We start from the raw sequence: 22777 nt of genomic DNA, 5'->3' as shown, positions 1-22777 counted from the left end.
AAAGTTGTTTCCGCCTGGTTAACACACAACTGGTATTAAACAACAAGAGCTATATCAGAACATATTATAAAAGTTAAAATTCGATTGTGTAAATGGAACTACAGCAGAAGTTCTTAAATAGAAGTAAAACCTGCGAACGGCTGGATCTTAATTTGCGATCTCATCCAGGAAGAGAAAATAGCTTAATCAATTTTACTGATGCAAAGGCCAACATAACCTGCAGACAATTTAGGTTTAGCTTAAAAGAGGCCGACAAAGAATGTCAGCCTCCTCCTTCAATGTTTCCAACATATGTTCCCTCTCCTATTAATAGGAATTAGCAACAATTTGCTCAAACAATTCCTGTTTTCCACTTATTTGCTGAGGCTCTCCAGCTTCCCTTGCAATTTTACTAAGGTCTTCGAGTGATAAATCCCCTTTTTCAAACTTAGATCCGTTTCCACTGTCAAAAGATGAGTAGCGATCTTTTCGAAGCTTTTTATACTGGGAATTTTGCAAAATGTTATCAGCACAAATCAGTCCTCTTGCAAAAATATCCATTCCGGCAACGTGGGCTATAAATTTATCTTCAAGATCGGTTGAATTACGTCTGACTTTAGCATCAAAGTTAATTCCCCCACCCTGGATTCCACCTCCTTCAAGGATGATAAGCATAGCCTGAGTGATCTCGTATAGATCTATAGGAAACTGATCTGTATCCCAACCATTCTGGTAATCTCCTCTGTTAGCATCTATACTTCCCAACATACCGGCATCAACAGCAACCTGAAGTTCATGTTCAAATGTGTGCCCAGCAAGAGTTCCATGATTTACTTCAAGATTTAATTTAAAATCGTTTTCCAGTCCGTATTGATTAATAAAACGCAAAGAAGTAGCCGCATCATAATCATATTGATGTTTAGTAGGCTCCATTGGTTTTGGTTCGATAAAGAATGTACCTTTAAAACCTTGTTGCCTTGCATAATCTTTACAGGTATTAAGAAAGCGACCCAGGTGCTCCTGTTCTCTCTTCATATCTGTATTTAGAAGGCTCATATAACCTTCACGACCTCCCCAGAACACATAGTTTTCTCCTCCAAGTGCAATTGTAGCATCAATCGCAATTTTAGCCTGTGCACCGGCATAAGCAAGAACATCAAAATTGGGATTGGTCGCTGCGCCATTCATATAACGGGGGTTACTAAATAAATTAGATGTTCCCCATAATAATTTTATTCCGCTTTCCTCCTGCTTTTGCTTGGCATATTCCACCATGGTCTGCAGCCTTTTCTCAAACTCAGCAAGACTTGGAGCTTCATCTACAACATCCACATCGTGAAAGCAGTAATACGGTGTACCCAGCTTTGTCATAAATTCGAAAGCCGCGTCCATTTTATCCTTTGCACGGGTAATGGGATCATCACTTTTATCCCACTCAAAAGTCTCTGTACCAGGACCAAAAGGATCACTACCGGTATTATTAAATGTGTGCCAGTATGCTGTGGCAAACCTCATATGTTCTTTCAGGGTCTTTCCTGCTACAACTTTATTTTCATCATAATATTTAAAAGCTAAAGGATTATCACTTTCCCTGCCTTCATATTTGATTTGATCTACGTTTTTAAAAAATTTACTTTCTGTGTTCATAATTTATTCTTTTTCTATTTTAATATTTTCTTTCCACTGCGCATAAATTTCCTGATATTGAGACGAAAGTTCATGGTTGGGCTCTATTCGCTCTACTATTTCCAAGCCGCCAAAGGCTTCTTCAAGACTACTGAAATAGCCGTAACCATAGGCTGCACCCCGCGCTGCTCCTTCTGCACCAGAAGTGTTGTAAAGCTCAAGTTTGGCTTGCGTAGTATTACAAAAAATTTCTCTAAAGACCGGACTCAAAAATAGATTTCCCTTTCCCGCGCGAACCACTTCTCCAGAAGTTCCCATAGATTTTATAACATCAAAACCATAGTTCATGGCAAACACAATTCCTTCGCAGGCAGCACGTATAAGATGTGGGGGTTGGTGAATATTAAAGTTAAGGTTTTCAATTCCCGAATTAACCCGTTTATTGTTAAAAATTCGTTCCGCTCCATTTCCAAAAGGATAGAATCGCAATCCTTCACTTCCCGCAGCCACTTTCGCAGCCTCGCGGTTAAGCAACTCGTAGGAAATAAGCTCATCATTTCCTAAAGAAATTGTCTTCCGCAGCCATTGATAAAGAATTCCGGAACCATTAATAATTCCCAAAATACCATTGCGCTTCTTTTCTTCACTGTTATTTACATGTAAGAATGTATTTACCCTGTTTTCTTTATCATAGGTATCACTATCAGTCACAGCGTATATAACCGCGGAAGTACCCGCAGTAGTAGCAATCTCACCGGGATTTAATACATTTAAAGACAACGCATTGTTAGGCTGGTCTCCGGCACGGTAGGTAATCATTGCATTAGGATTTAGTCCTAATTCAGTGGCTACCTCTTTATTCATTTTTGCCTGCCGTCCAAAACTCGGAACAATCTCCGGAATATAATCCTTGGACAAACCCATATTCTCCAATACCTCTGTAGCCAACGTGCCTTTTGGGAAATCCCACAGAGCAGCTTCAGATAAGCCGGAAGTAGTAGTCTGCGGAATACCGGAGAGCTTTGCCGCTATATAGTCTCCCGGAAGCATCATGTATTTTGCTTTGGCGTATACTTCAGGTTCATTCTGCTTTACCCACTTTAACTTTGAAGCAGTAAAGTTCCCGGGGCTCCCCAGTATTTGTCTCTGGCAATTCTCTTTTCCAATAGCATCATAAGCTTCATTACCAATTTCTACCGCCCTGCTGTCACACCAGATAATAGAAGGCCTTACCGGTTCCAGGTTCTCATCTGTAAGAACAAGACCATGCATCTGGTATGCTATTCCAATTCCATTTACCTCTTTGAGGTCGATATTGTGCTTTTTCGACACCTCATTAAGTCCCTCTTTTACATAACCCCACCAGACTTCCGGGTTTTGTTCTGCCCAGTCAAACTTTGGTGCCAAAATTTCCATCTCAGACTCCGGAACTGTGACCGCACAAATTATCTTACCCTTTTCAGCATCTAAAACCGACACCTTTATTGAGGAACTTCCTAAATCTATTCCTAAGAAATACATATTTATATTTTAATTACTTTTTTTTCGAATCCATAAATTTTCCATGTCTTCCAAGGTTCTTCCTTTGGTCTCCGGCACAAATTTCCAGATGAATAAACCAGATAGGATAGCCATTATTCCGTATATCCAGTACGAGAATCCATGATGAAAACTCTCCACAAGCGCTTCATTCTTATCCATCATTGGGAATGTCCAGGAGACAATAAGGTTGGCCAGCCATTGGACTGCTACCGCTACAGCCATCACTCCCCTGATCTTGTTTGGAAAAATTTCAGACAACAGCACCCAGGTTACAGGTCCCCATGACATTGCAAAAGCAGCAATATAAAGAAGCATAAGAAGTAACGCAGGCAAACCTTCAACCTGTAAATAAAGCGCGAATCCAAGCCCTATCATACTCACGGCCATTACTGCACTTCCTATCATCATTAATTTCTTCCTTCCAAATTTATCAACCGTCATAATTGCCAAAACAGTAAAGAGCATATTTATCGCTCCCACAATTATTGTTTGCAACATGGACGCATCAGTCTCCATTCCCATTCCCTCAAAAATTTGCGGAGCGTAGTAGAGTACCACGTTAATTCCTACAAATTGCTGAAAAACGGAAAGCACAATCCCTACAATCACTACCGTCCATCCAAAAGAAAGCCAGTGAGATTTAGTACGACTAAAAGATGCTTTAATCTCTGCCAGAATTTGTGATGCTTTATCCGGACCATTCAGCTTTGTAAGAACCTCCATAGCATCCTTCTCATTTCCTTTCATTGTCTGGAAACGAGGTGTTTTGGGAACAAAAAACAAGAAAAGCAAAAACAGGAGAGCCGGGATACTTTCCGATAAAAACATATACCGCCATCCCGTCTGGTTAATCCAGTCTTCCGTCTGTCCACTTACGATAAAATAGTTAACAAAGTATACGACCAGCATACCTGTAACGATTGCGAACTGGTTAAAAGAAACAAGTTTCCCACGAATTCCCGCAGGTGCCATTTCAGCAATATAAACCGGTGCCAGCATACTGGCGAGCCCCACTCCTATTCCTCCAACAATACGGTAAATGATGAATGATGTTAGATCATTACCGGGAAAAATATTCATAATTTCTGGGTAAGAAGAACCGCAAGCGGATAGAAGGAAAAGAAGCGCAGATATAATAAGTCCGTTTCGTCGTCCTATAGAATTTGCAGCATTATCTCCCATAGAGGCACCAATAATACAACCTACAAGAGCACTACTCACCATGAATCCCAAAATTGAATTCCTTAGATTCTCTGTGAGCACTCCCGGCAATGTCAAAAACTGGAAATAATAGATAGCACCACCCAACAAAAGGATGCCCGCTATAATGATATAAGCAGTACTGCGCTTAAAAAACTTTAAAATAAAAGATGCAAATAATAATCCTATGGCCAGGATACATAAACTAATAATAACCTTAAACTGAAAAATACTATTTTCTGCCAAGGTTGTATTGTTTTCCAAAGAAGTAATAAAGGAACTTTCCAAAGCACCTACCGCCCCAGAAATTACCGCCGTGTCATAACCAAATAGTAAACCACCGAGGCTGGCTACTATAGTTATAAGGTACACACTCTTCTGACTAATTTTTGCTGTCGCCATTCTTTTTTATATGATTACTTAAATGAAACTTATAGTTTATATGACCACAAGTTTAAATATTAATTTTTAGTTTAGCAATTAATTAGGGGTATTTATTAAAATATCTTAAAATACAAACTTCAAATTCTGTTTATTCTGAAAAAACATCTCAGAAAAATACGATACCATTTTTAGTATTTTAGTTATAAATGAAAAAAGCATTAGTAAAAGAAGAGTCTGGCGAGCTGGTAGAAACACCGGTAATGAGTTCTATAACAATAGATTGCGTTGTTTTCGGATTTGAAAATGGCAGTCTGGAAATCCTCCTGGTGAAGCATGGAAGAGGGATAAGGAAAGGGGAATGGGGGCTTCCTGGAGGCTGGATAAAAGAAGAAGAAGGTATAGATGCCGCAGCGCACCGGCTCCTGCGTGAACTCACAGGCCTTGACAACATATATCTCGAACAGCTAAAGGCCTTTGGTGATCCCCAGCGCTTTCCTGTAGGCCGTGTAATAACTATTGGTTACAACGCCCTGATAAAACGAGAAGATTATAATGTAAAAGCCGGATTTACAGCTTCAGAAGCCAAATGGTTTAAAATTAAAGAAATTCCGGACTTAATTTATGATCACAACCAAATTCTCGATTACAGCTTAAAGAGATTGAGACGAAGGGTACGACAGGCTCCTATAGGCTTTAATTTACTACCAGAAAAATTCACGCTGTTACAACTCATGCAGTTATACGAAGAAATACTGGATATTGAGATGGATAAGCCTAACTTCCGCAGAAAAATCCTTAGAATGAAACTTCTGGTGGACCTTAATGAAAAACAGAAAGATGTCTCTCACAGAGCTGCCAAGCTTTATCAGTTTGATAATACGATCTATCAAAAATTGACAGAAAAAGGCTTCAGCTTTGAATTCTAAAATTAAACCACTTCTAAAAATTGTGAACTACAATTGTTTTTATAAGTATCTTTTTCACGTCATACCTTCTAACTTCTTAAAATAGTACTGAATTTCTTGTGCAACTTTAAGCAACCAATGTTCTTTACTTTCATTTTTTGAAAAAAAATTCAGCTTCCCCCTTAGCGTTATATCTTTAATGACGTAGTATTCCATAGATTTGCTATATTTGAAGTTCCTCCGCAACAAAAAGATTTGTTGCTGGGTTATTAAGATCCCAATAAATGAAAAGAAAGAAAGAAGTTACGATCTACGACCTGGCAAAAGAATTGAAATATTCCCCTTCAACCATTTCCCGGGCTCTTAATAACCACAAGAGTATAAGTCAAAAGACTACAAAAGAAATTCAAAAAATAGCCGGGCAACTGGGGTACAGGCCCAACTCCATAGCGGCCAGTTTACGTAATAACAAAAGTAAAACCATAGGTATCCTAATTGCCAGAATAAACCGTCCCTTTATTGCTTCTTTGATAAGCGGGGTAGAGGAAACAGCAAGAAAAGCAGGATACAACGTAATTATAAGCCAGTCCAACGACAAGTATGATAATGAGATAACCAACGCTAAGGCTTTGTATGACAGTAGGGTGAGCGGACTTGTTGTCTCCCTTGGTATGGAGACTAAAGATACAAAACACTTTAAGCAATTTGTAGATCAAAACATCCCCATAGTTTTTGTAGACCGGGTACCTGCCGAGTTTAATTCCTACAGGGTGATAATTGACAATTACACGGCAGGATATCGCGCAACCCAGCATCTTATAGACCAGGGCTGCAAAAGGATAGCCCACTTTGCCGGCGCACAACATTTAAATGTTTATAAGCTTCGGAAAAAAGGCTATTTAGACGCGCTAAGGGAGAATAATCTTGAGGTGGCCGAAGATTTAATAATAGACCTTGAAACTATGAGCTTTGAAGAAGGCAGCGAAGCAACAAAAACACTCCTGAATTTACCTCAACCTCCCGACGGACTTTTTTCTTCTAATGATACCGCGGCCGTGAGCGCCATATTAACCGCCAAGGCAAAAGGGATTAAAATTCCCGAAGAGCTAGCTATTATAGGGTTTAATGATGACCCCATGGCCTCTGTAGTAGAACCTGCGCTGTCTACAGTTTCACATCCTGCAATGAAAATGGGAGAGATTTCGGCTAAAAGGATTCTTGATCATTCCTCAAAAAAACTAGCTTCAGATATTTCTGAAATTACCATGCTCGATACCGAGATTATTGTAAGAAGCTCAAGCAATAAAATAAATGCTGACCAACTTTTAGAAATCGAATAGTCCGCATTTAAAGTAGGAAATTAAGAGTTAAGTTTTTTGCGTTGTAAAAAGATCTATTTTTCCGGGAAATTAAAATATTCCTTCGCATTCCTATAACAAATATCCTCTACAATTTTGCCTATCCATTCCATATCTGCCGGCATTGCTTTATTTTCAATGTCATTCCCAAACAAATTACACAAAACTCTCCTGAAATATTCATGCCTCGGATAAGAAAGCAAACTCCTGCTATCGGTCAACATCCCTACAAAACAGCTAATTAAACCCATATTAGAGATTGCATCCAGCTGCCTCTCAATCCCATCCTTCTGGTCCAGAAACCACCAGGCAGCGCCATGCTGGATTTTGCCTTTTTCGGTATCAGACATATAATTTCCCGCCATAGTTGCCATTACCTCATTGTCTGCAGGGTTAACATTATATAAAATGGTCTTAGGAAGGGAATCTGTTTTATCCAGGCTATCCATAAATTTGGCCAGGGGCCTGGCTTGCTGAAAATCCCCAATACTATCTACTCCTGCATTTGCCCCCAATTTGTTCAACAACCGGGAATTATTATCCCTTATTGGTCCAAGGTGCAACTGCATGATCCATTTCTTCTCGGCGTAATATTTACCCATAAAATAAAGAAGTCCGGATTTATAAATCAGAACTTCTGAAGCATTAAGCTCTTTGTTCTGCAGTTTCTTTTTTACAATTTCATTTAGTTCATCTTCTGTAAAATCTTCAGCACAGGCGTAATCCAGGCCATGATCTGAAAGCCTGCAACCTGCTTCATGAAAATAATCGATTCGACTTTCCGTAGCCTGCTGTAGTGAAACAAAATCCGTAACTTCTATCTCAGAAATATTTGATAGTTTCTGAATATAATCTTTAAAGCCTTCTTTTTCTATACCCAAAAGCTGGTCCGGCCTAAATGTTGGCAGTATCTTGATCTCAAATCCTTCCCCGGCAATCTGCTTGTGATATCTCAAATCGTCTACGGGATCGTCTGAAGTACACACTACCTCTACCTTCATCTTCTTCAGCAAATTTCGCGCAGAATATTCAGGGGTGGAAAGAAGCTTATTGCATTGGTCATAGATCCTTTTAGCACTTTCATTATTAAGAATTTCTGTAATACCAAAATACCGCTCCAGCTCCAGATGGCTCCAGTGGTAAAGAGGATTTCTAAGTGCATACGGTATGGTGGAAGCCCATTTCAGGAATTTCTCTTCATCACTACTTTCTCCGGTAATATACTTTTCTTTAATCCCCAGCGCACGCATTGCCCTCCATTTATAGTGATCGCCATGAATCCATATTTCTGTAAGATTCGAAAACCGGCGGTCATTTGCAATATCTTCTACGGCTAAATGACAATGAAAATCTATAATAGGCATAGATTTAGCATAGTTGTGATATAATTCCTGGGCGTACTCGGTCTCCAGTAAAAAATTCTCGTCAATAAAACTTTCCATCTATTTTTGTAAAGCGGTATGTTATTAATTCATTCTAAAGCTGGCTTCCTTAACTTTTGCCATCCCCAGTTCTACATTTCTTTCGTGCGGGGTAGACCCTCCAATATAAATCCTGAATTCCCCTTTTTCTAACACTCTTTCTCCATCTGTATTTACAAGCTCCATCATCCCGGGAGTGATTTCAAACTGAATTTCTTCGGAAGCACCTGCCTCGAGAGAAACTCTTTTTACACCATAAAGTTGATATTTTGGAGCATCTACCGAAGTTTCCACGTCAGAAACATAAAGCTGCACAACTTCTTCAGCCTGCTTATCTCCTGTGTTGGTCACGGTTGCAGTGGCGGTAAGGGAATTACCTCTTTTTACTTTATTTTTATTAAGCTGAACATCAGAATATTCAAATTGCGTATAACTTAATCCGTAGCCAAAAGGATACATTGGAGCTTCGTCCATGTATTTGTACGTTCTTCCATTCATGCTGTAATCTTCATAAGGAGGAAGATCATCCAGCGATTTCGGAAAAGTAATAGGCAACCTTCCTGATGGAGAAATATCACCAAAAATAATATCTGCCACGGCTGTTCCGCCTTCTTCGCCAGGATACCACACCAGTAAAACCGCATCTGCAAGTTCATGCACTTCTTCCAAATTCATGGGGCTTCCCCCGGTAATAACTGCAATTACAGGATTATCTCCGGCTGCTTCATTTAATTTCCTTAAATAATCTATCTGGTTCTGCGGAAGGTTATAATCCAACCTGTCCCCAAAGGTTTCTGAAGCAATAGATTCTCCTTCTTCGCCTTCCAACACACCTGAAATTCCCAGAACAGCTATAGTAGCGTCACTGTTCCCGGCGTTTGGTGAAGCCCAGTCCTGCGGATTCGCATTTGGCCGGTCAAGCAGAGTTCCCTGCCTGTACTGCATCTGGCTCTGCGGTTCTACAGCGCCGGCAAGACCTTCTAAAATTGTCACCAGACTCGGATTTATGCCGTGATAATTCCCCAGCAGCACTTCTATACTCGTCGCATTGGGACCGGTCACAAAATACTTTGAAAGATCGTTCTTAAGCGGCAATGCACCGTTATTCTTCAGCATTACTACAGATTTCTGAGCGGTTTCTCTTGCCAGTTGCCTGTGCTCTTCGGTATTTAAATTCTCTACAGAAAGTTGGGAGTAAGGATTACCTTCTACAGGATCAAAAAGTCCTAATTTAAATTTGGTCTTTAGCAACACCTTTAGCTGCTCATCAATTTCTGCTTCGGTAATTAAACCTTGTTTTACCGCTTCGGGCAAAGCAGGATAGGTACTTCCGCAGTTAAGGTTTACGCCACTCTTAACACCCAAAGCTGCCGCCTCCTCGGGAGTCTCTACTACATTATGGCCTTCATAAAAATCTACCAGCGCCCAACAGTCACTAACGATGTGGCCGTCAAAATTCCATTTCTCACGCAGCACGTCCTGCAGTAAATATTTATTGGCACAACAAGGCTCCCCGTTTGTACTGTTATATGCACACATAATCGTTTCAACATCTGCATCTACCAATGCTTTAAAAGCAGGCAAATAGGTTTCCCACATATCCTTTTGTGTGGCTTCGGCATTAAATTCATGCCGCAATTTTTCCGGACCGCTATGTACGGCATAATGTTTTGCAGCAGCAGCAGTCTTAAGATACTTTGGATGATCCCCCTGCAGGCCTTTTACAAAGGCAGTTCCAAGGATAGAAGTAAGGTATGGATCTTCTCCATAGGTCTCCTGCCCTCTTCCCCAACGCGGATCACGAAAAATATTAATATTTGGTGTCCAGAAGGTGAGGCCGCTATACTGCCGGCGATAACCATTTTTAACCGCTGTGTTATGTGTTGCCCGGGCCTCATCAGAAATTGCTGAAGCTACTTCCAGGATAAGATCTTCATCAAATGTGGCACCCATTCCTATAGCCTGTGGGAAAACTGTCGCAATACCAGATCTGCCAATGCCATGAAGGGCTTCATTCCACCAGTTATATTTCGGGATGCCCAGCCTTTCAATTTCGGGACTGTCGTGCATCATTTGCATCGCCTTCTCTTCCAAAGTTAACCGGTCTATCAAATCGTCTACCCTTGCATCAATATCCAATGCTGCATTTCTGAAGGCATAGGATCCGGATTCGATATTTTCCTGAGCTTGCGCGGGGCAAAAGGCAATCACGGTCAAAAGAAGAATTACCGTTTTTAAAATATTAATATTCATACACTTTAGGTATTAAGAATTAAGGATTTTTTCGAAAGAAGAAGCAATTATGTAAAGATACTCTTAACAAATAAAGAATAAAAATAAATTAAACGCAACCGATTGCGCAAAAATTTTGTTCGTTTGTTTTTTTTACCTAATTTCCCATCGCAATCGATTTATTTCAGGCTTACTTAACTATTTCAACAATTTCCATGAACCAAATAAAAAGTATTCTTCTTGTTCTTATTTGCTGTTTCCCACTGGCAACATTTTCCCAAAACGATTACAAGTTATGGCTCCAGTACGATAGCATTGAGGATTCAGAACTCAAACAATCTTATCTGGATGCTTTTAAAGCAATAAATGTCATGGGAAATTCCCCAAGTCTGGATGTATCGCACAAAGAAATTTCCAAAGCTTATCATTCTTTTTTTAATGAAGAACTTAAAACTGCGGAATCTGGTGATGGACTGCTTATTTTGGCAAATATCGATCAACTCCCTGCAAACATGCGCAGTGATGTAAAGTCAGATATCGAAAATATCAATTCTGAAGGTTATATTATAATGAGTTTAGAACAAAATGGAAATAAAGTCATCTTAATCACAGCAAAAACAGATATTGGAGTGCTCTACGGAAGTTTTCGTCTTATTAAGGAGATGCAACTACATAACGACCTCTCAAATTTGGCAATTATCGACTCCCCAAAAATTCAGAAGCGTGTTTTAAACCATTGGGACAATCTGGATCGTACTGTAGAGCGAGGATATGCCGGTTTTTCTATTTGGGACTGGCACTTGTTACCAGAATTGATCAAGCCAGAATATACAGATTATGCACGGGCAAATGCTTCTATTGGAATTAATGGAACTGTTTTAACTAACGTAAATGCCAATTCACTGATTCTTACAGAACAATACATTGAAAAAGTTAAAGCTCTTGCTGAAGTTTTTCGTCCTTACGGAATTCAGGTTTATCTCACTGCACGGTTTTCAGCTCCATTGGAAAGCGGAGATGTGGATACTGCAGACCCTCTAAATGCTGAGGTAAGACAATGGTGGAAAGATAAAGCTGATGAAATTTATGCTGAAATTCCCGATTTTGGAGGTTTTCTCGTAAAAGCAAATTCTGAAGGTCAACCGGGACCTAATAATTATGACCGGACGCACGTTGACGGAGCAAATATGCTGGCAGAAGCGGTTGCGCCGCACAACGGGATTGTAATGTGGCGTGCCTTTGTTTATTCTGAAGATGATCCCGAAGATCGTGCAAAACAGGCATATTCTGAATTTGTTCCTTTCGATGGTCGGTTTAAGGAGAATGTTTTGGTTCAGGTTAAAAACGGGCCAATAGATTTCCAGCCAAGGGAGCCTTTTCATCCTGTATTTGGAGCAATGCCAAATACTCCGCTGATGATGGAATTTCAGATAACTCAGGAATACCTGGGATTTGCTTCCCACCTGGTATTTCTTCCGAAGTTATTTGAAGAAACCCTGGAGGAAGATACTTATGTGAATGGTGAAAATTCTACCGTCGCCAAGGTTATCGATGGTAGCCTTTCCAATAAAAAACTTACCGGGATGGCCGGAGTTGCCAATATTGGTACCGCAAAAAACTGGACGGGTCATCCTTTTGGCCAAAGCAGCTGGTATGGCTTTGGACGACTTGCATGGGACCCTTACATGAGTTCTGAAGAAATAGCTGAAGAATGGTTAAAAATGACCTTCACCAACGAAGAAGCATTTATATATCCGGTTACAGACTTAATGATAAAATCCCGTGAAGCTGTAGTAAAATATATGACTCCGCTTGGCTTGCACCATATTATGGACACAGGCCATCACTATGGGCCGGGACCTTGGGTTAGCAATCTTTCCAGACCCGAATGGAATCCTGTGTACTACCATAAAGCAGATGAAGAAGGTATTGGTTTTGACCGTACCCAATCTGGAAGCGACGCGCTTTCACAGTACGCAAATCCTATTGCAGAAAAATACAGCTCCCCGGAAACCACTCCGGAGAAATACCTGCTTTGGTTCCATCACCTGCCATGGGATTATGAGATGGACAACGGGGAAACGCTTTGGCACAACCTGGCTACCACTTATCAGGAAGGTGTGGAAGACGTAGAAGAAATGGTGGATACATGGAACAATATGGAAGAATATGTAGATAAAGAACGTTTTGAAAAAGTTGCTATGCTTTTACAGATTCAGCTTAAAGAATCAAAATGGTGGAGGGATGCATGTCTTTCTTATTTTCAGCAGTTTTCAGGTATGGAAATCCCCGAATCTGTGCCACAACCAGAACATGATCTTGAATATTACAAATCCCTCGAATTTCCTTTTGCCCCGGGCATAAGGCCTTCCTGGGAATAAAATAATTTACAGACCCAAATTGGGCATTTAACTAAAGTAGCTATGGTAATGGCAACCCAATGCCTTGCCATGGTTCAACAATATAATTTAATGAAAAACAACCTGACTGCAATTGTAACCGGCGCCAATGCCGGACTTGGATATGCTACCGCAAAAAAGTTTTGTGATAATGGCATTACTACTTATGTAAACGGAAGAAACGAGGAAAAAACCCTGAAGGCCTGTGAAGAACTTGGCCCTAACGCAAAACCTTTTATCCTCGACCTTAATAATCTTAAAGAAATTCCCGAGGCTGTGGCGAAAATTGCCAAAGAAGCAGGGGCTATCGATATTTTGGTGAACAACGCCGGGATTAATATGAAAAAGGAATTTATGGAAGTGACCGATGAGGAATTCCAATCTATTCTTCATACAAACGTTACCAGCGTTTTTGTGATGAGCCGCGAAGTTTCTAAATTCATGAAAGAGAAGAACTCCGGAAGCATTATCAACATTAGTTCTATGGCGGCACAGTACGGAATTCCAAAAGTTATTGCGTATTCTGCAAGTAAAACGGCGATAGAAGGGATGACACGCGCCATGGCCGTAGATCTTGCCGAACATGGAATAAGGGTAAACTGTGTTGCTCCGGGTTTTATTAAAACCAATATGAGCGGCAAGGCCCTGGACAGCGATCCCGAGAGAAAGAACAAGGTACTTTCCAGGACACCAATGGGCAGGCTTGGGGAACCTTCAGATATTGGAGATGCCGTTTTTTACTATGCCACTACCCAGTCAAAATTTACAACAGGAACCATACTGCCTATAGACGGTGGTAATTCAATAGGATTTTAAGATGTATAACATGACGCAGACCATGCGGTGGTACGGGCCGCAGGATATTATTTCTTTAAAAGAACTGAAGCAGGCAGGTGTTACAGGAATTGTGACCGCCCTGCACCAGGTACCCGTGGGCGATGTATGGCAGGTGAAAGATATTAACGAGCGAATCAAAACCATAGAAGATGCCGGTCTGGAATGGAAAGTTATAGAAAGCCTTCCGGTTCATGAAGATATTAAGAGACAAACAGGAAATTATAAACAGCTTATAGAAAACTACAAGCAGAGCATTAAAAATGTTGCTGAATGTGGCCTGAAAGTAATCACATATAATTTTATGCCAATCCTGGACTGGCTTAGAACAGATCATGATTTTGAAAATGAAGATGGTTCTAAGGTGCTGAGGTATCATCCTGCGAAATTTGCCTTTTTCGACCTCTTTCTTCTGAAAAGGGAAAATGCTGAAAAAGATTATTCTGAAGAAGAAATAGAAGAAGCCCGCAAGACTGGTGAAAATCTTTCTTCAGAAGAAAAAGAAAGATTGTTCAGCAATGTATTACTGGGACTCCCGGGTAGTTCTGAAAGTTTTACTCCCGAAGTAATTAAAGAACAGCTAAAAGCTTACGATCATATAGACGACAACAAACTAAGGCAGAATCTTATCCATTTTTTGTCTGAAGTTTCCCCGGTGGCACAGGAAGCAGGAGTGCAATTGGCGATACATCCAGACGATCCTCCGTTTTCTGTTCTGGGACTTCCAAGAGTAGTGAGCACCCAGGCCGATATTGAGCATATTTTGAAGGAGGTTGATATTAAAGCCAACGGCCTTTGCTACTGCACCGGCTCCCTCGGCGGAAGACCGGAAAATGATCTTGTTGAAATATTTGAAAAATCTAAAGACAGGATACATTTTCTACATTTAAGAAATGTAAAGCACGAAACCAACGGGATTTTCCGGGAATCAGATCACCTGGACGGTGCTGTTCCTATGACGGAAGTTGTTAGTCGAATTCTTTCTTATATGAATGAAAAAAAGATCAGTTTGCCAATGCGGCCAGATCACGGCTACCTGCATTCTGCCGAAGATCACAGGAATTACTACCCCGGTTATTCCTTAATCGGAAGATTAAAAGGCCTTGCCGAATTGAGAGGACTTGAAAAAGGTCTCGAAAGAAGTATTCAGCATAAAGACTAAAACCAACAAATGAAGAACATTTATAAAAAAATAAACCTTTTACTTGTTTGCTCCATCCTTTTTGTAGGATGCAAATCGGGTTCTGAAGAAAATAACGAAGTTGCAGCTACAACTACCCAAGAACAGGAACAGGAGAAAGGTCTTAAAGATTATTATTCAGAATATTTTCCTGTAGGCGTTGCGGTTGCCCCTAATTCATTTGAAGGAAAATCCAAAGAATTAATCCTGCAACATTACAACAGCCTTACACCGGAGAATGTGATGAAAATGGGAGAAATTCATCCAGAACAAGACCGCTATTCCTGGGAAGCTGCAGATAAAATTGCCAATTTCGCCCGCGAAAATGATATGAAGATGCGGGGACATGCCTTAGTATGGCATCAACAAACCGGGGATTGGATTTTTAAAGCACAAGACGGCGGGCAGGTGAGCAAGGAAGAACTTCTGCAGCGAATGAAGAATCATATCGACACCGTGGTTTCCCGCTACAAAGGCACAATCTATGCGTGGGATGTTGTAAATGAAGCCATTGCAGATAACCCTGAAGAATTCTTAAGAACATCTGAATGGTATGAGATTCTGGGAGAAGATTTTATCATTAAAGCTTTTGAATATGCACACGAGGCAGATCCTGAAGCAAAACTTTTTTACAACGATTATAACGCCATAATTCCCGAAAAAAGAGATAGAATCTACAAACTGCTAAAAACGCTTGTAGACCGCGACGTGCCAATAGACGGTGTGGGAATACAGGGGCACTGGTCTATTTACAGTCCTTCAGAAGAAGAGCTTAGAAAAGCCATGGATATGTATTCTTCTTTAGGTTTGGAAGTACAGATTACAGAGTTGGATGTTTCGCTTTACCCCTGGGAAAAGGAGCGCCGTGAAATGCGTGAAGACGAATCTGACGAATTTACTCCCGAACTTCAGGAAAAACAGATTGAAAAGTATAAAATGTTTTTTAAAGTATTCCGCGATTATAAAGAAGTTATGACCGGCCTAACCTTCTGGAATATTGCTGATGCCTATAGCTGGCTGGATTATTATCCTGTGCCGGGCCGCAAAAATTATCCGTTGCTTTTTGATGAAGATTACGAGCCAAAAGAGGCCTATTATGAAGTCATAGAATTTGAAGAAAACGAAGATTAATATGAAAATTAAGAGCAGCATCAAAAACTACAATTATCGGCAATATATTTTGCTGGCGATCCTTTTACCGGTTTTTAGTTTTGCACAGGATTCTTATGTAACAAATTCTGAAACTGAAGGATCTTTTGAGCTGGCTTCAGCTTCAGAATTGCCAAATATTTATATTGATTCTGAAGATTTTAAAGGAGTACATTATGTTGCTGAAGATTTTACGCAGGATATTGAAAGGGTAACCGGAAGGCTTCCGCAGTTGAATACTTCCGTAGAAATTAATTCCGAAACGGCAGTTATCATAGGGACGCTGGGAAAAAGCCGCTTGATCGATCGGTTGGCAGGAAGCGGAAAATTAGACGTTTCAGGATTAACCGGAAAATGGGAAACTTTTACCATTCAGGTAGTCGAAAATCCAATGCCGAATGTAAAAAAAGCCCTGGTAATCGCCGGAAGTGACAAAAGGGGAACTATTTTCGGGATGTATGATGTTTCCGAAGAAATTGGCGTTTCTCCGTGGTACTGGTGGGCAGATGTTCCGGCTAAAAAAACCGAAAATTTGTACATAAAATCCGGAAAATATTCTGACGGCTCCCCGAAAGTAAAATACCGCGGAATTTTTATTAACGATGAAGCTCCCGCCCTTGCAGGTTGGGCTACAGAGAATTTTGGCGGCTTTAACAGCGAATTTTACGAGCATGTTTTTGAGCTTATCCTCAGGCTAAAAGGAAATTATTTATGGCCGGCTATGTGGGGAAGGGCGTTTTATGATGATGACCCAAAAAACCCAATTATCGCCAATGAGTATGGCGTGGTAATAGGAACTTCCCACCACGAACCGCTAATGCGGGCGCACGATGAGTGGCGCCGCTATGGTGAGGGAGAATGGAATTATAATACCAATCCCAAAAATCTTCAGCAATTCTGGAGAGAAGGAATGGAACGTATGGGCGATAACGAAAGTGTGGTTACCATTGGGATGCGTGGCGATGGTGACGAACCTATGAGCGAAGGCACGGCTATTAGTCTGCTGGAAAGCGTGGTAGAAGACCAACGCCGTATTATTGCTGAAGTAACCGGAAAACCTACAGAAGAGACTCCGCAGGTTTGGGCGCTTTACAAGGAAGTCCAGGATTATTACGACCAGGGAATGCGCGTACCAGATGATGTTACTCTCTTGCTGGCCGATGACAACTGGGGGAATATCAGGAAATTGCCAAATCCCGAAGAAGAAGAACGAGCTGGCGGCTACGGAATTTATTATCATTTTGATTACGTTGGCGGCCCACGGAATTATAAATGGATCAACACCACCCAGATTTCCAGGGTTTGGGAACAAATGAACCTCGCCTACCAATTTGGAGCTGACAGGCTGTGGATTGTGAACGTGGGTGATATTAAGCCTATGGAATTTCCCACCAGTTTCTTCCTGGATTACGCTTGGGATCCTGAAAAAATTACTGCGGAAGATCTTCCTGAATATACCAGGAAATGGGCAGAAAAGCAGTTTGGGAAAGAATATGCTGAAGAAACAGCTAATATTCTTGAAAAATATACAAAGTACAACAGCCGAAGAAAGCCGGAACTTTTAAGCGCAGAAACCTATAGCATCACCAGCTATAACGAAGCCGAAAGGGTTTTGGAAGATTATTCCCGAATAGAAGAGCAGGCAGAAGAGATTTATGATGAAATTCCGGAGCGATACCGGGATGCATTTTATCAGCTTGTCTTGTTTCCGGTAAAAGCTTCAGCAAACCTCAACAGGCTCTATGTGGCTACCGCTAAAAACAGGTTGTATGCCAAACAAGGCCGGGCGATTGCAAATAATTATGCAGATGAAGTTGAGCAGTATTACCAAAAAGATGCAGAACTCACTGAATATTATCACAACGAGCTGGCCGATGGAAAATGGAACCATATGATGTCGCAAAACCATATTGGCTACACCTACTGGCAACAACCGGAAGAACAAAGTATGCCGGAAGTAAAAAAGATAGAAGTGCCGGAAGAAGCGGCTATGGGCATTGCTGTGGAAGGATCTACAAATTCGTGGCCCACGCAGGCAGCAAAAGGCCAGGAAGCGGTGCTTCCCATGTTTGACCCTTATAACGATCAAAGCTTTTATGTAGACATTTTTAATAAAGGCCAGGAAGATTTCAAATACAAAATCAAGAACAAAGAAGACTGGATAAAACTTTCTTCAGAAAAAGGTAAAGTAGATGATCAGGAACGAGTTTTGGTTAGTGTGGATTGGGACAAAGCCCCAAAAGGAGAGCATGAAGTTCCGCTTATTATAAAAGGCCCGGGAAGAACAAAAGTACAGGTTCTTGCTGCTATTAGAAATCCTTCAGAAGAAATTACAGGTTTTGTGGAAAGCAACGGTTATGTTGCTATCCCGGCAACAAAATATTCAGAAAAAACCAGTGGTGACAATGAATGGCAGTTAGTCCCAAATTTAGGAAAAACAGGTTCTGCCATGTCTTCAGGAAAAATAAAACCCGGAGAAGAATTTAGCGAAAATAATCCGTCGCTTAATTATGATTTCTTTGCATTTAGTTCAGGAGAAGTTGAAATGGAATTTACCTTATCTCCCAGCCTGGATTTTCTAGACAGGGGCGGATTACGTTTTGCGGTTTCCATTGATGGCAAGGAGCCAAAGATCCTGAATTTACAGGAAGGTACTGGCGATAACTGGGATACTTCGGTAGCCAATAACGCCACTGTGGTAAAGACAAATTTCAACCTGGAGAGCGACGGTGCACACAGGCTAAAGGTTTGGGCGGTAGACCCGGGAATTGTGCTTCAGAAAATCCTTATTAAAACGGAAGAAATTGAAGACTCCTATCTTGGCCCGCCAATGAGCGCCAAAGCGGAATAAATAAAAAAACCACGAGTAGCTTAAAATATACCCGTGGTTTCTATATAATTTGATAATGCAGGTCTGCTATTGCAGGCCTGCATTATTTTTGTTTAGAGGTCTATACGTTCGGCATTTTCCACCCATTGTGATAATCGGCTTGTACAAGCTTATTGGCTGCTTCACTTCTTTTAAAGGATCTTTCCTGTTCGTTCCAATAGATTTTCTCGCCCGTCTTATAGGCGATATTTCCCATGTGGGCTGTTACTGCGGCCGCATGCCCTGCTTCTATTCCGCAGTTAAGTTTAGAAGCATCGTTGGTCTTAATACTTTCCACAAAGTTTTTAGTGTGACTATCCAGGGCACTTCCCTGCGCATCCTGCTGTTCCACCCTGTTTAGTTTTGTAATCCATTCACCGTCTTTGTTCTCGCCTTCGGGAATCACTTCCCAGCCGCCCCGGTTTACCACCAGGGTTCCATTATTTCCTATAAAAGCAATTCCCTCATTCCTTCCGTAATTACCACCATCTATTCCTGTAGCGTGCTCCCACAAAAGATTAAAATCTTCAAATTCGTAAACGGTTTGCAGCGTATCGGGAGTTTCTGAAGCATCGTTAGGATAGGCAAATTTACCTCCGGAAGCCAGTATGGATTTTGGAGCTTTTGCCTGCATGGCATATAGCGCGATATCAATTTCATGCACTCCCCAGTCGGTCATTAAACCACCTGCATAATCCCAGAACCACCGGAAATCAAAATGAAAACGATTTTCATTAAAAGGACGGTCTGGCGCCGGGCCCAGCCACATATCGTAATCTACTCCAGGTGGCGGCGGAGTACTAGGTTTTACAGGAACAGGATTCATCCAGCCCTGGTAAGCCCAGCATTTTACCAGTCTTATATTGCCCAGCTTACCAGATTGTACATATTTTATCGCCTCGTCATAATGTTTACCACTCCTTTGCCACTGCCCTACCTGTATCATTTTATCATGCCGGTTGGCTGCACCTAACATCACATCACATTCCTGTATGCTGTTGGCCAAAGGCTTTTCCACATAAACATGTTTCCCAGCCTGCAGGGCATGCACCGTGTTAAGGCAGTGCCAATGATCTGGCGTACCAATAATCACGACATCAATATCTTTATCTTCCAGAAGTTTGCGGTAATCTTTATATTGTTTCGGACTTTTCCCTCCTATTTCCTTCACTCCTGCAGACCTTTCGTCCAAAACCCTTTGATCGATATCTGCAAGTGCAACGCAATTCACTCCGGGAATTTTATAATGGCTCTGCATATCAGCCCATCCCATTCCTTTACAGCCAATAAGTCCAAAATTAAGCTGATCGCTGGGAGCAACTTTTAAAATATCTGCTGAAAAAGGCATTGCAGAAAACGGTAAACTTAATCCTGCAGCCGCTAAGGACGACTTTTTAATAAAGCTCCTTCTTGTGTTTTTGTCGTTCATATTTTCTATTCTTGTTGAATTTTAGTCTAAATCTCTTACCCATATATTCCTGAAGCTTACAGGATTTCCGTGATCCTGAAGACGAATAGGAAGTTTTTCTGCATGAGCAGTATAATGCGGAATCCCGGTGTAAACGGTTGGTCCTTTTATTTCAAAATGCTCCTGGACCAGTACTCCGTTATGCAGCACGGTTACTGTGGCCGGTTTTATCAACATTCCGTCTTTATTAAAACGCGGTGACCTGAAGATAATATCGTAAACATTCCATTCTTCCGGGGATTTTGTGGCGTTTACCAATGGCGGTGATTGTTTATAAATACTCCCGGCCTGCCCGTTGGTGTAGGTTTTGCTTTCATAAGAATCCAGGATCTGCACTTCGTAGTTGTTCATAAGAAATACCCCGCTGTTGCCACGTCCCTGGCCTTCTCCTTTAATTTCCTGAGGTGCCCGCCATTCCAGGTGTAACTGAACATCGCCAAATTCCTCCCGGGTTTTAATTGGTCCTGAACCCGGATTAACGCTAAAATTTCCATCTGAAATATTCCAGTTTGCGGTGCTCCCATCTTCGGCATTTTGCCATGCATCCAGGTTTGTACCATCAAAAAGGACAATAGCGTCTGATGGGGCTTCGCCCGGTTGTGAACCTGCCTGAATTTTCTTAGGAACAGGCTCATAAAATTCGGTAGCCTCAGGAGGAAGATCATTGTCGTTTTGCGAGTTTGCCATAGTTGGAATTATTAAAAGTGCTAAAAAAGCTAACCCAATCCCGTTGGTGGATTTTTTCATTTTCCTGTTGTTTTTTTTAAGAAGATTATCAATAATGTTAAAACTATGTTTATAATCTTTATTATTCAAAATTTCTAAGGCTTTTTTTCAGAAGTAAATAAAAAATTATTCGATTGTACTTTATTGTTTAAGATAAAAAATAAGGAATGGATATCGCGTATTGCAATTATCCTTTTTTCCTCCTAAACTTTATAAGATCACTTGACTTACACACAGGTTTTAAAAAGCTTGCAGGAAAACCGTAGAATATCAGGCAATGGAAAACACAATAAGGCGCTCTTTTACATAAAAATCTGAAAAACCGAATTCTTCCTTAATGTACTTCAGCGTCTCTTCCTGGTATATAAATACATGTGTGCGATCATTTTTATAATACCAGTTTTTAAACTCAATTTTTGGATTATAAAGGTGCGTCATACAAAATAGTTTCCCTCCCGGAAGCAGCAATTGTTTGAGTCTGCGGAATTCCTTCCGCGGAAAATGAAAATGTTCCATCACTTCGCAACAGGCAATAAAGTTGTATTTATGCTGAAGTAGTTCCCGATTATCCTGAAAGAACGGATCGTAAGGAGCAATTTTGAAATCTTTATCCTGAAGCATTTTTGAAATAACAGGACCTGTTCCTGCGCCAAAATCCAGCCCTTTATGCCGGGAGGCATCAAAATGCTGAAGAATTTCCTCTACTACAGGCGAAACAAATTGCCGGTAACCGGGATCTTCAACATCGTTATTGTGCGAAATGTACCTGTTGATTTCGTCCTGGGGCCCAGGAAGCAGGTGTTTGGGAACAAAAATTCCCTTGCAATAAACACACTCGTAATACTGCTCCTTTTCAGACTGAAAAAAAGGAATACCGTTGTTCTCACAAAGCGGACATTGCTGAATTTGCATAACTCGTTCTATTTTTGCCTGAAAATTGCCATTTTCGGCAATCTTCATTCAGAATCTCCCGATTCTGTTTTACAATTTCCGAAAATATTTCTTGTAACCGCACTGCAATTATAATGAAGGCTTTAAGATGGCATTTTTCGACCTGCAGTATTCCGCATAACCGCTAAAATCAGCTAAGAATCTGTGGCAAATACTCTTTGGAGCAGATATTCTTCAGTTTAAGGTCAATTTTTCTGCTTTTTCTTCCGTAGAAAAGAAAAAAGACGATGTTTTAGACATTTTGAACCGATATTTGCCAAAAACAAGCTCAGTTCGAGTATTTTTCAGAATAAGTTAAACAGTAAAGCACGAAAATTGCCAATTTTCGGCATTGAGCTTTTAAGGTGCTAACCTAATTTTCTCAATTCCGAAAATTGCGAAAATTCCCAAGGTGTAGGCAAGCATATCTGCCCATTCAAAATGGCTGCCTAAAACAATCTTGAGTAAAGTATGATCCTCAATCCCTAAAAAACCGATAATGTTAAAATACTGAAGGGCTTCAATAAAATAAGCGAACACCAGTACACTTATAGCCGCGGTTTTTACAGAAATCC

At 40.8% G+C, this 22777-nt stretch carries 16 protein-coding genes; 7 read left to right on the top strand and 9 right to left on the bottom strand.

Translation table 11 applies throughout. The annotated features are described in order from the left end of the window. Nucleotides 1–306: 306 nt before the first annotated feature. Genes xylA through xylE form a run of 3 tightly spaced genes read right to left on the bottom strand, consistent with a single transcriptional unit; the run spans nt 307 to nt 4749 of the window. Nucleotides 307–1626, bottom strand: coding sequence for a xylose isomerase (xylA, locus tag RM529_RS00690; protein WP_311482821.1), 1320 nt, complete (start codon nt 1624–1626; stop codon nt 307–309). A gap of 3 nt (nt 1627–1629) precedes the next feature. After that, the gene (locus RM529_RS00685) at nt 1630–3126 is read right to left on the bottom strand and encodes a xylulokinase (protein WP_311482820.1); all 1497 of its coding nucleotides are present in this window, start codon (nt 3124–3126) and stop codon (nt 1630–1632) included. A 9-nt stretch (nt 3127–3135) separates the two neighbouring features. Then, nucleotides 3136–4749, bottom strand: coding sequence for a D-xylose transporter XylE (xylE, locus tag RM529_RS00680; protein WP_311482819.1), 1614 nt, complete (start codon nt 4747–4749; stop codon nt 3136–3138). Nucleotides 4750–4937: 188 nt separating this feature from the next. On the opposite strand from xylE, the gene RM529_RS00675 reads away from it, so the two are divergent. Both RM529_RS00675 and RM529_RS00670 read left to right on the top strand, forming a co-directional pair. Then, nucleotides 4938–5657, top strand: a complete 720-nt coding sequence (locus RM529_RS00675) for an NUDIX hydrolase (RefSeq protein ID WP_311482818.1) — start codon at nt 4938–4940, stop codon at nt 5655–5657. Nucleotides 5658–5920: 263 nt separating this feature from the next. Further along, nucleotides 5921–6976 carry a LacI family DNA-binding transcriptional regulator gene (locus RM529_RS00670; RefSeq protein WP_311482817.1) on the top strand — a complete coding sequence of 352 codons (1056 nt, stop codon included), beginning with the start codon at nt 5921–5923 and terminating at the stop codon, nt 6974–6976. Nucleotides 6977–7029: 53 nt separating this feature from the next. Here RM529_RS00670 and uxaC read toward each other — a convergent pair whose 3' ends face one another. Both uxaC and RM529_RS00660 read right to left on the bottom strand, forming a co-directional pair. Then, nucleotides 7030–8436: a glucuronate isomerase gene (uxaC, locus tag RM529_RS00665; protein WP_311482816.1), complete on the bottom strand. Its 1407-nt coding sequence runs from the start codon at nt 8434–8436 to the stop codon at nt 7030–7032. Nucleotides 8437–8460: 24 nt separating this feature from the next. Further along, entirely contained in the window at nt 8461–10668 is a 2208-nt protein-coding gene (locus RM529_RS00660; protein WP_311482815.1) for a glycoside hydrolase family 3 N-terminal domain-containing protein, read from the bottom strand. A 194-nt stretch (nt 10669–10862) separates the two neighbouring features. Between RM529_RS00660 and RM529_RS00655 the strand changes: the two genes are divergently transcribed. From RM529_RS00655 to RM529_RS00635, 5 genes are read left to right on the top strand one after another with little or no spacing between them, the layout of a single operon-like run. Then, nucleotides 10863–13028: an alpha-glucuronidase family glycosyl hydrolase gene (locus RM529_RS00655; RefSeq protein ID WP_311482814.1), complete on the top strand. Its 2166-nt coding sequence runs from the start codon at nt 10863–10865 to the stop codon at nt 13026–13028. Nucleotides 13029–13076: 48 nt separating this feature from the next. Continuing rightward, the gene (locus tag RM529_RS00650) at nt 13077–13862 is read left to right on the top strand and encodes an SDR family NAD(P)-dependent oxidoreductase (protein ID WP_311482813.1); all 786 of its coding nucleotides are present in this window, start codon (nt 13077–13079) and stop codon (nt 13860–13862) included. A gap of 10 nt (nt 13863–13872) precedes the next feature. After that, nucleotides 13873–15042 carry a mannonate dehydratase gene (uxuA, locus tag RM529_RS00645; protein WP_311482812.1) on the top strand — a complete coding sequence of 390 codons (1170 nt, stop codon included), beginning with the start codon at nt 13873–13875 and terminating at the stop codon, nt 15040–15042. Nucleotides 15043–15051: 9 nt separating this feature from the next. Continuing rightward, nucleotides 15052–16191 (top strand): endo-1,4-beta-xylanase, encoded by a 1140-nt coding sequence (locus tag RM529_RS00640; protein ID WP_311482811.1) that lies wholly within the window; start codon nt 15052–15054, stop codon nt 16189–16191. 1 nt (nt 16192) lies between these two features. Beyond that, nucleotides 16193–19060, top strand: a complete 2868-nt coding sequence (locus tag RM529_RS00635; protein ID WP_311482810.1) for a glycosyl hydrolase 115 family protein — start codon at nt 16193–16195, stop codon at nt 19058–19060. A 100-nt stretch (nt 19061–19160) separates the two neighbouring features. Here RM529_RS00635 and RM529_RS00630 read toward each other — a convergent pair whose 3' ends face one another. The 4 genes from RM529_RS00630 to RM529_RS00615 form a co-directional block, all read right to left on the bottom strand. Then, on the bottom strand, nt 19161–20507 hold the full coding sequence (locus tag RM529_RS00630; protein WP_311482809.1) for a Gfo/Idh/MocA family protein: 1347 nt from the start codon (nt 20505–20507) through the stop codon (nt 19161–19163). A 21-nt stretch (nt 20508–20528) separates the two neighbouring features. Then, the gene (locus RM529_RS00625; RefSeq protein ID WP_311482808.1) at nt 20529–21293 is read right to left on the bottom strand and encodes a 3-keto-disaccharide hydrolase; all 765 of its coding nucleotides are present in this window, start codon (nt 21291–21293) and stop codon (nt 20529–20531) included. 249 nt (nt 21294–21542) lie between these two features. After that, nucleotides 21543–22232, bottom strand: coding sequence for a class I SAM-dependent methyltransferase (locus tag RM529_RS00620; protein WP_311482807.1), 690 nt, complete (start codon nt 22230–22232; stop codon nt 21543–21545). A 330-nt stretch (nt 22233–22562) separates the two neighbouring features. Continuing rightward, on the bottom strand, nt 22563–22777 hold a 215-nt coding region (locus RM529_RS00615), incomplete at its 5' end, for a ribosomal maturation YjgA family protein (RefSeq protein ID WP_311482806.1).

Source organism: Autumnicola edwardsiae (genome assembly GCF_031846505.1).
GTDB lineage: Bacteria > Bacteroidota > Bacteroidia > Flavobacteriales > Flavobacteriaceae > Autumnicola > Autumnicola edwardsiae.
The sequence above is the reverse complement of the archived record's forward strand: the minus strand, read 5'-3'. Positions and strand labels throughout refer to the sequence as shown.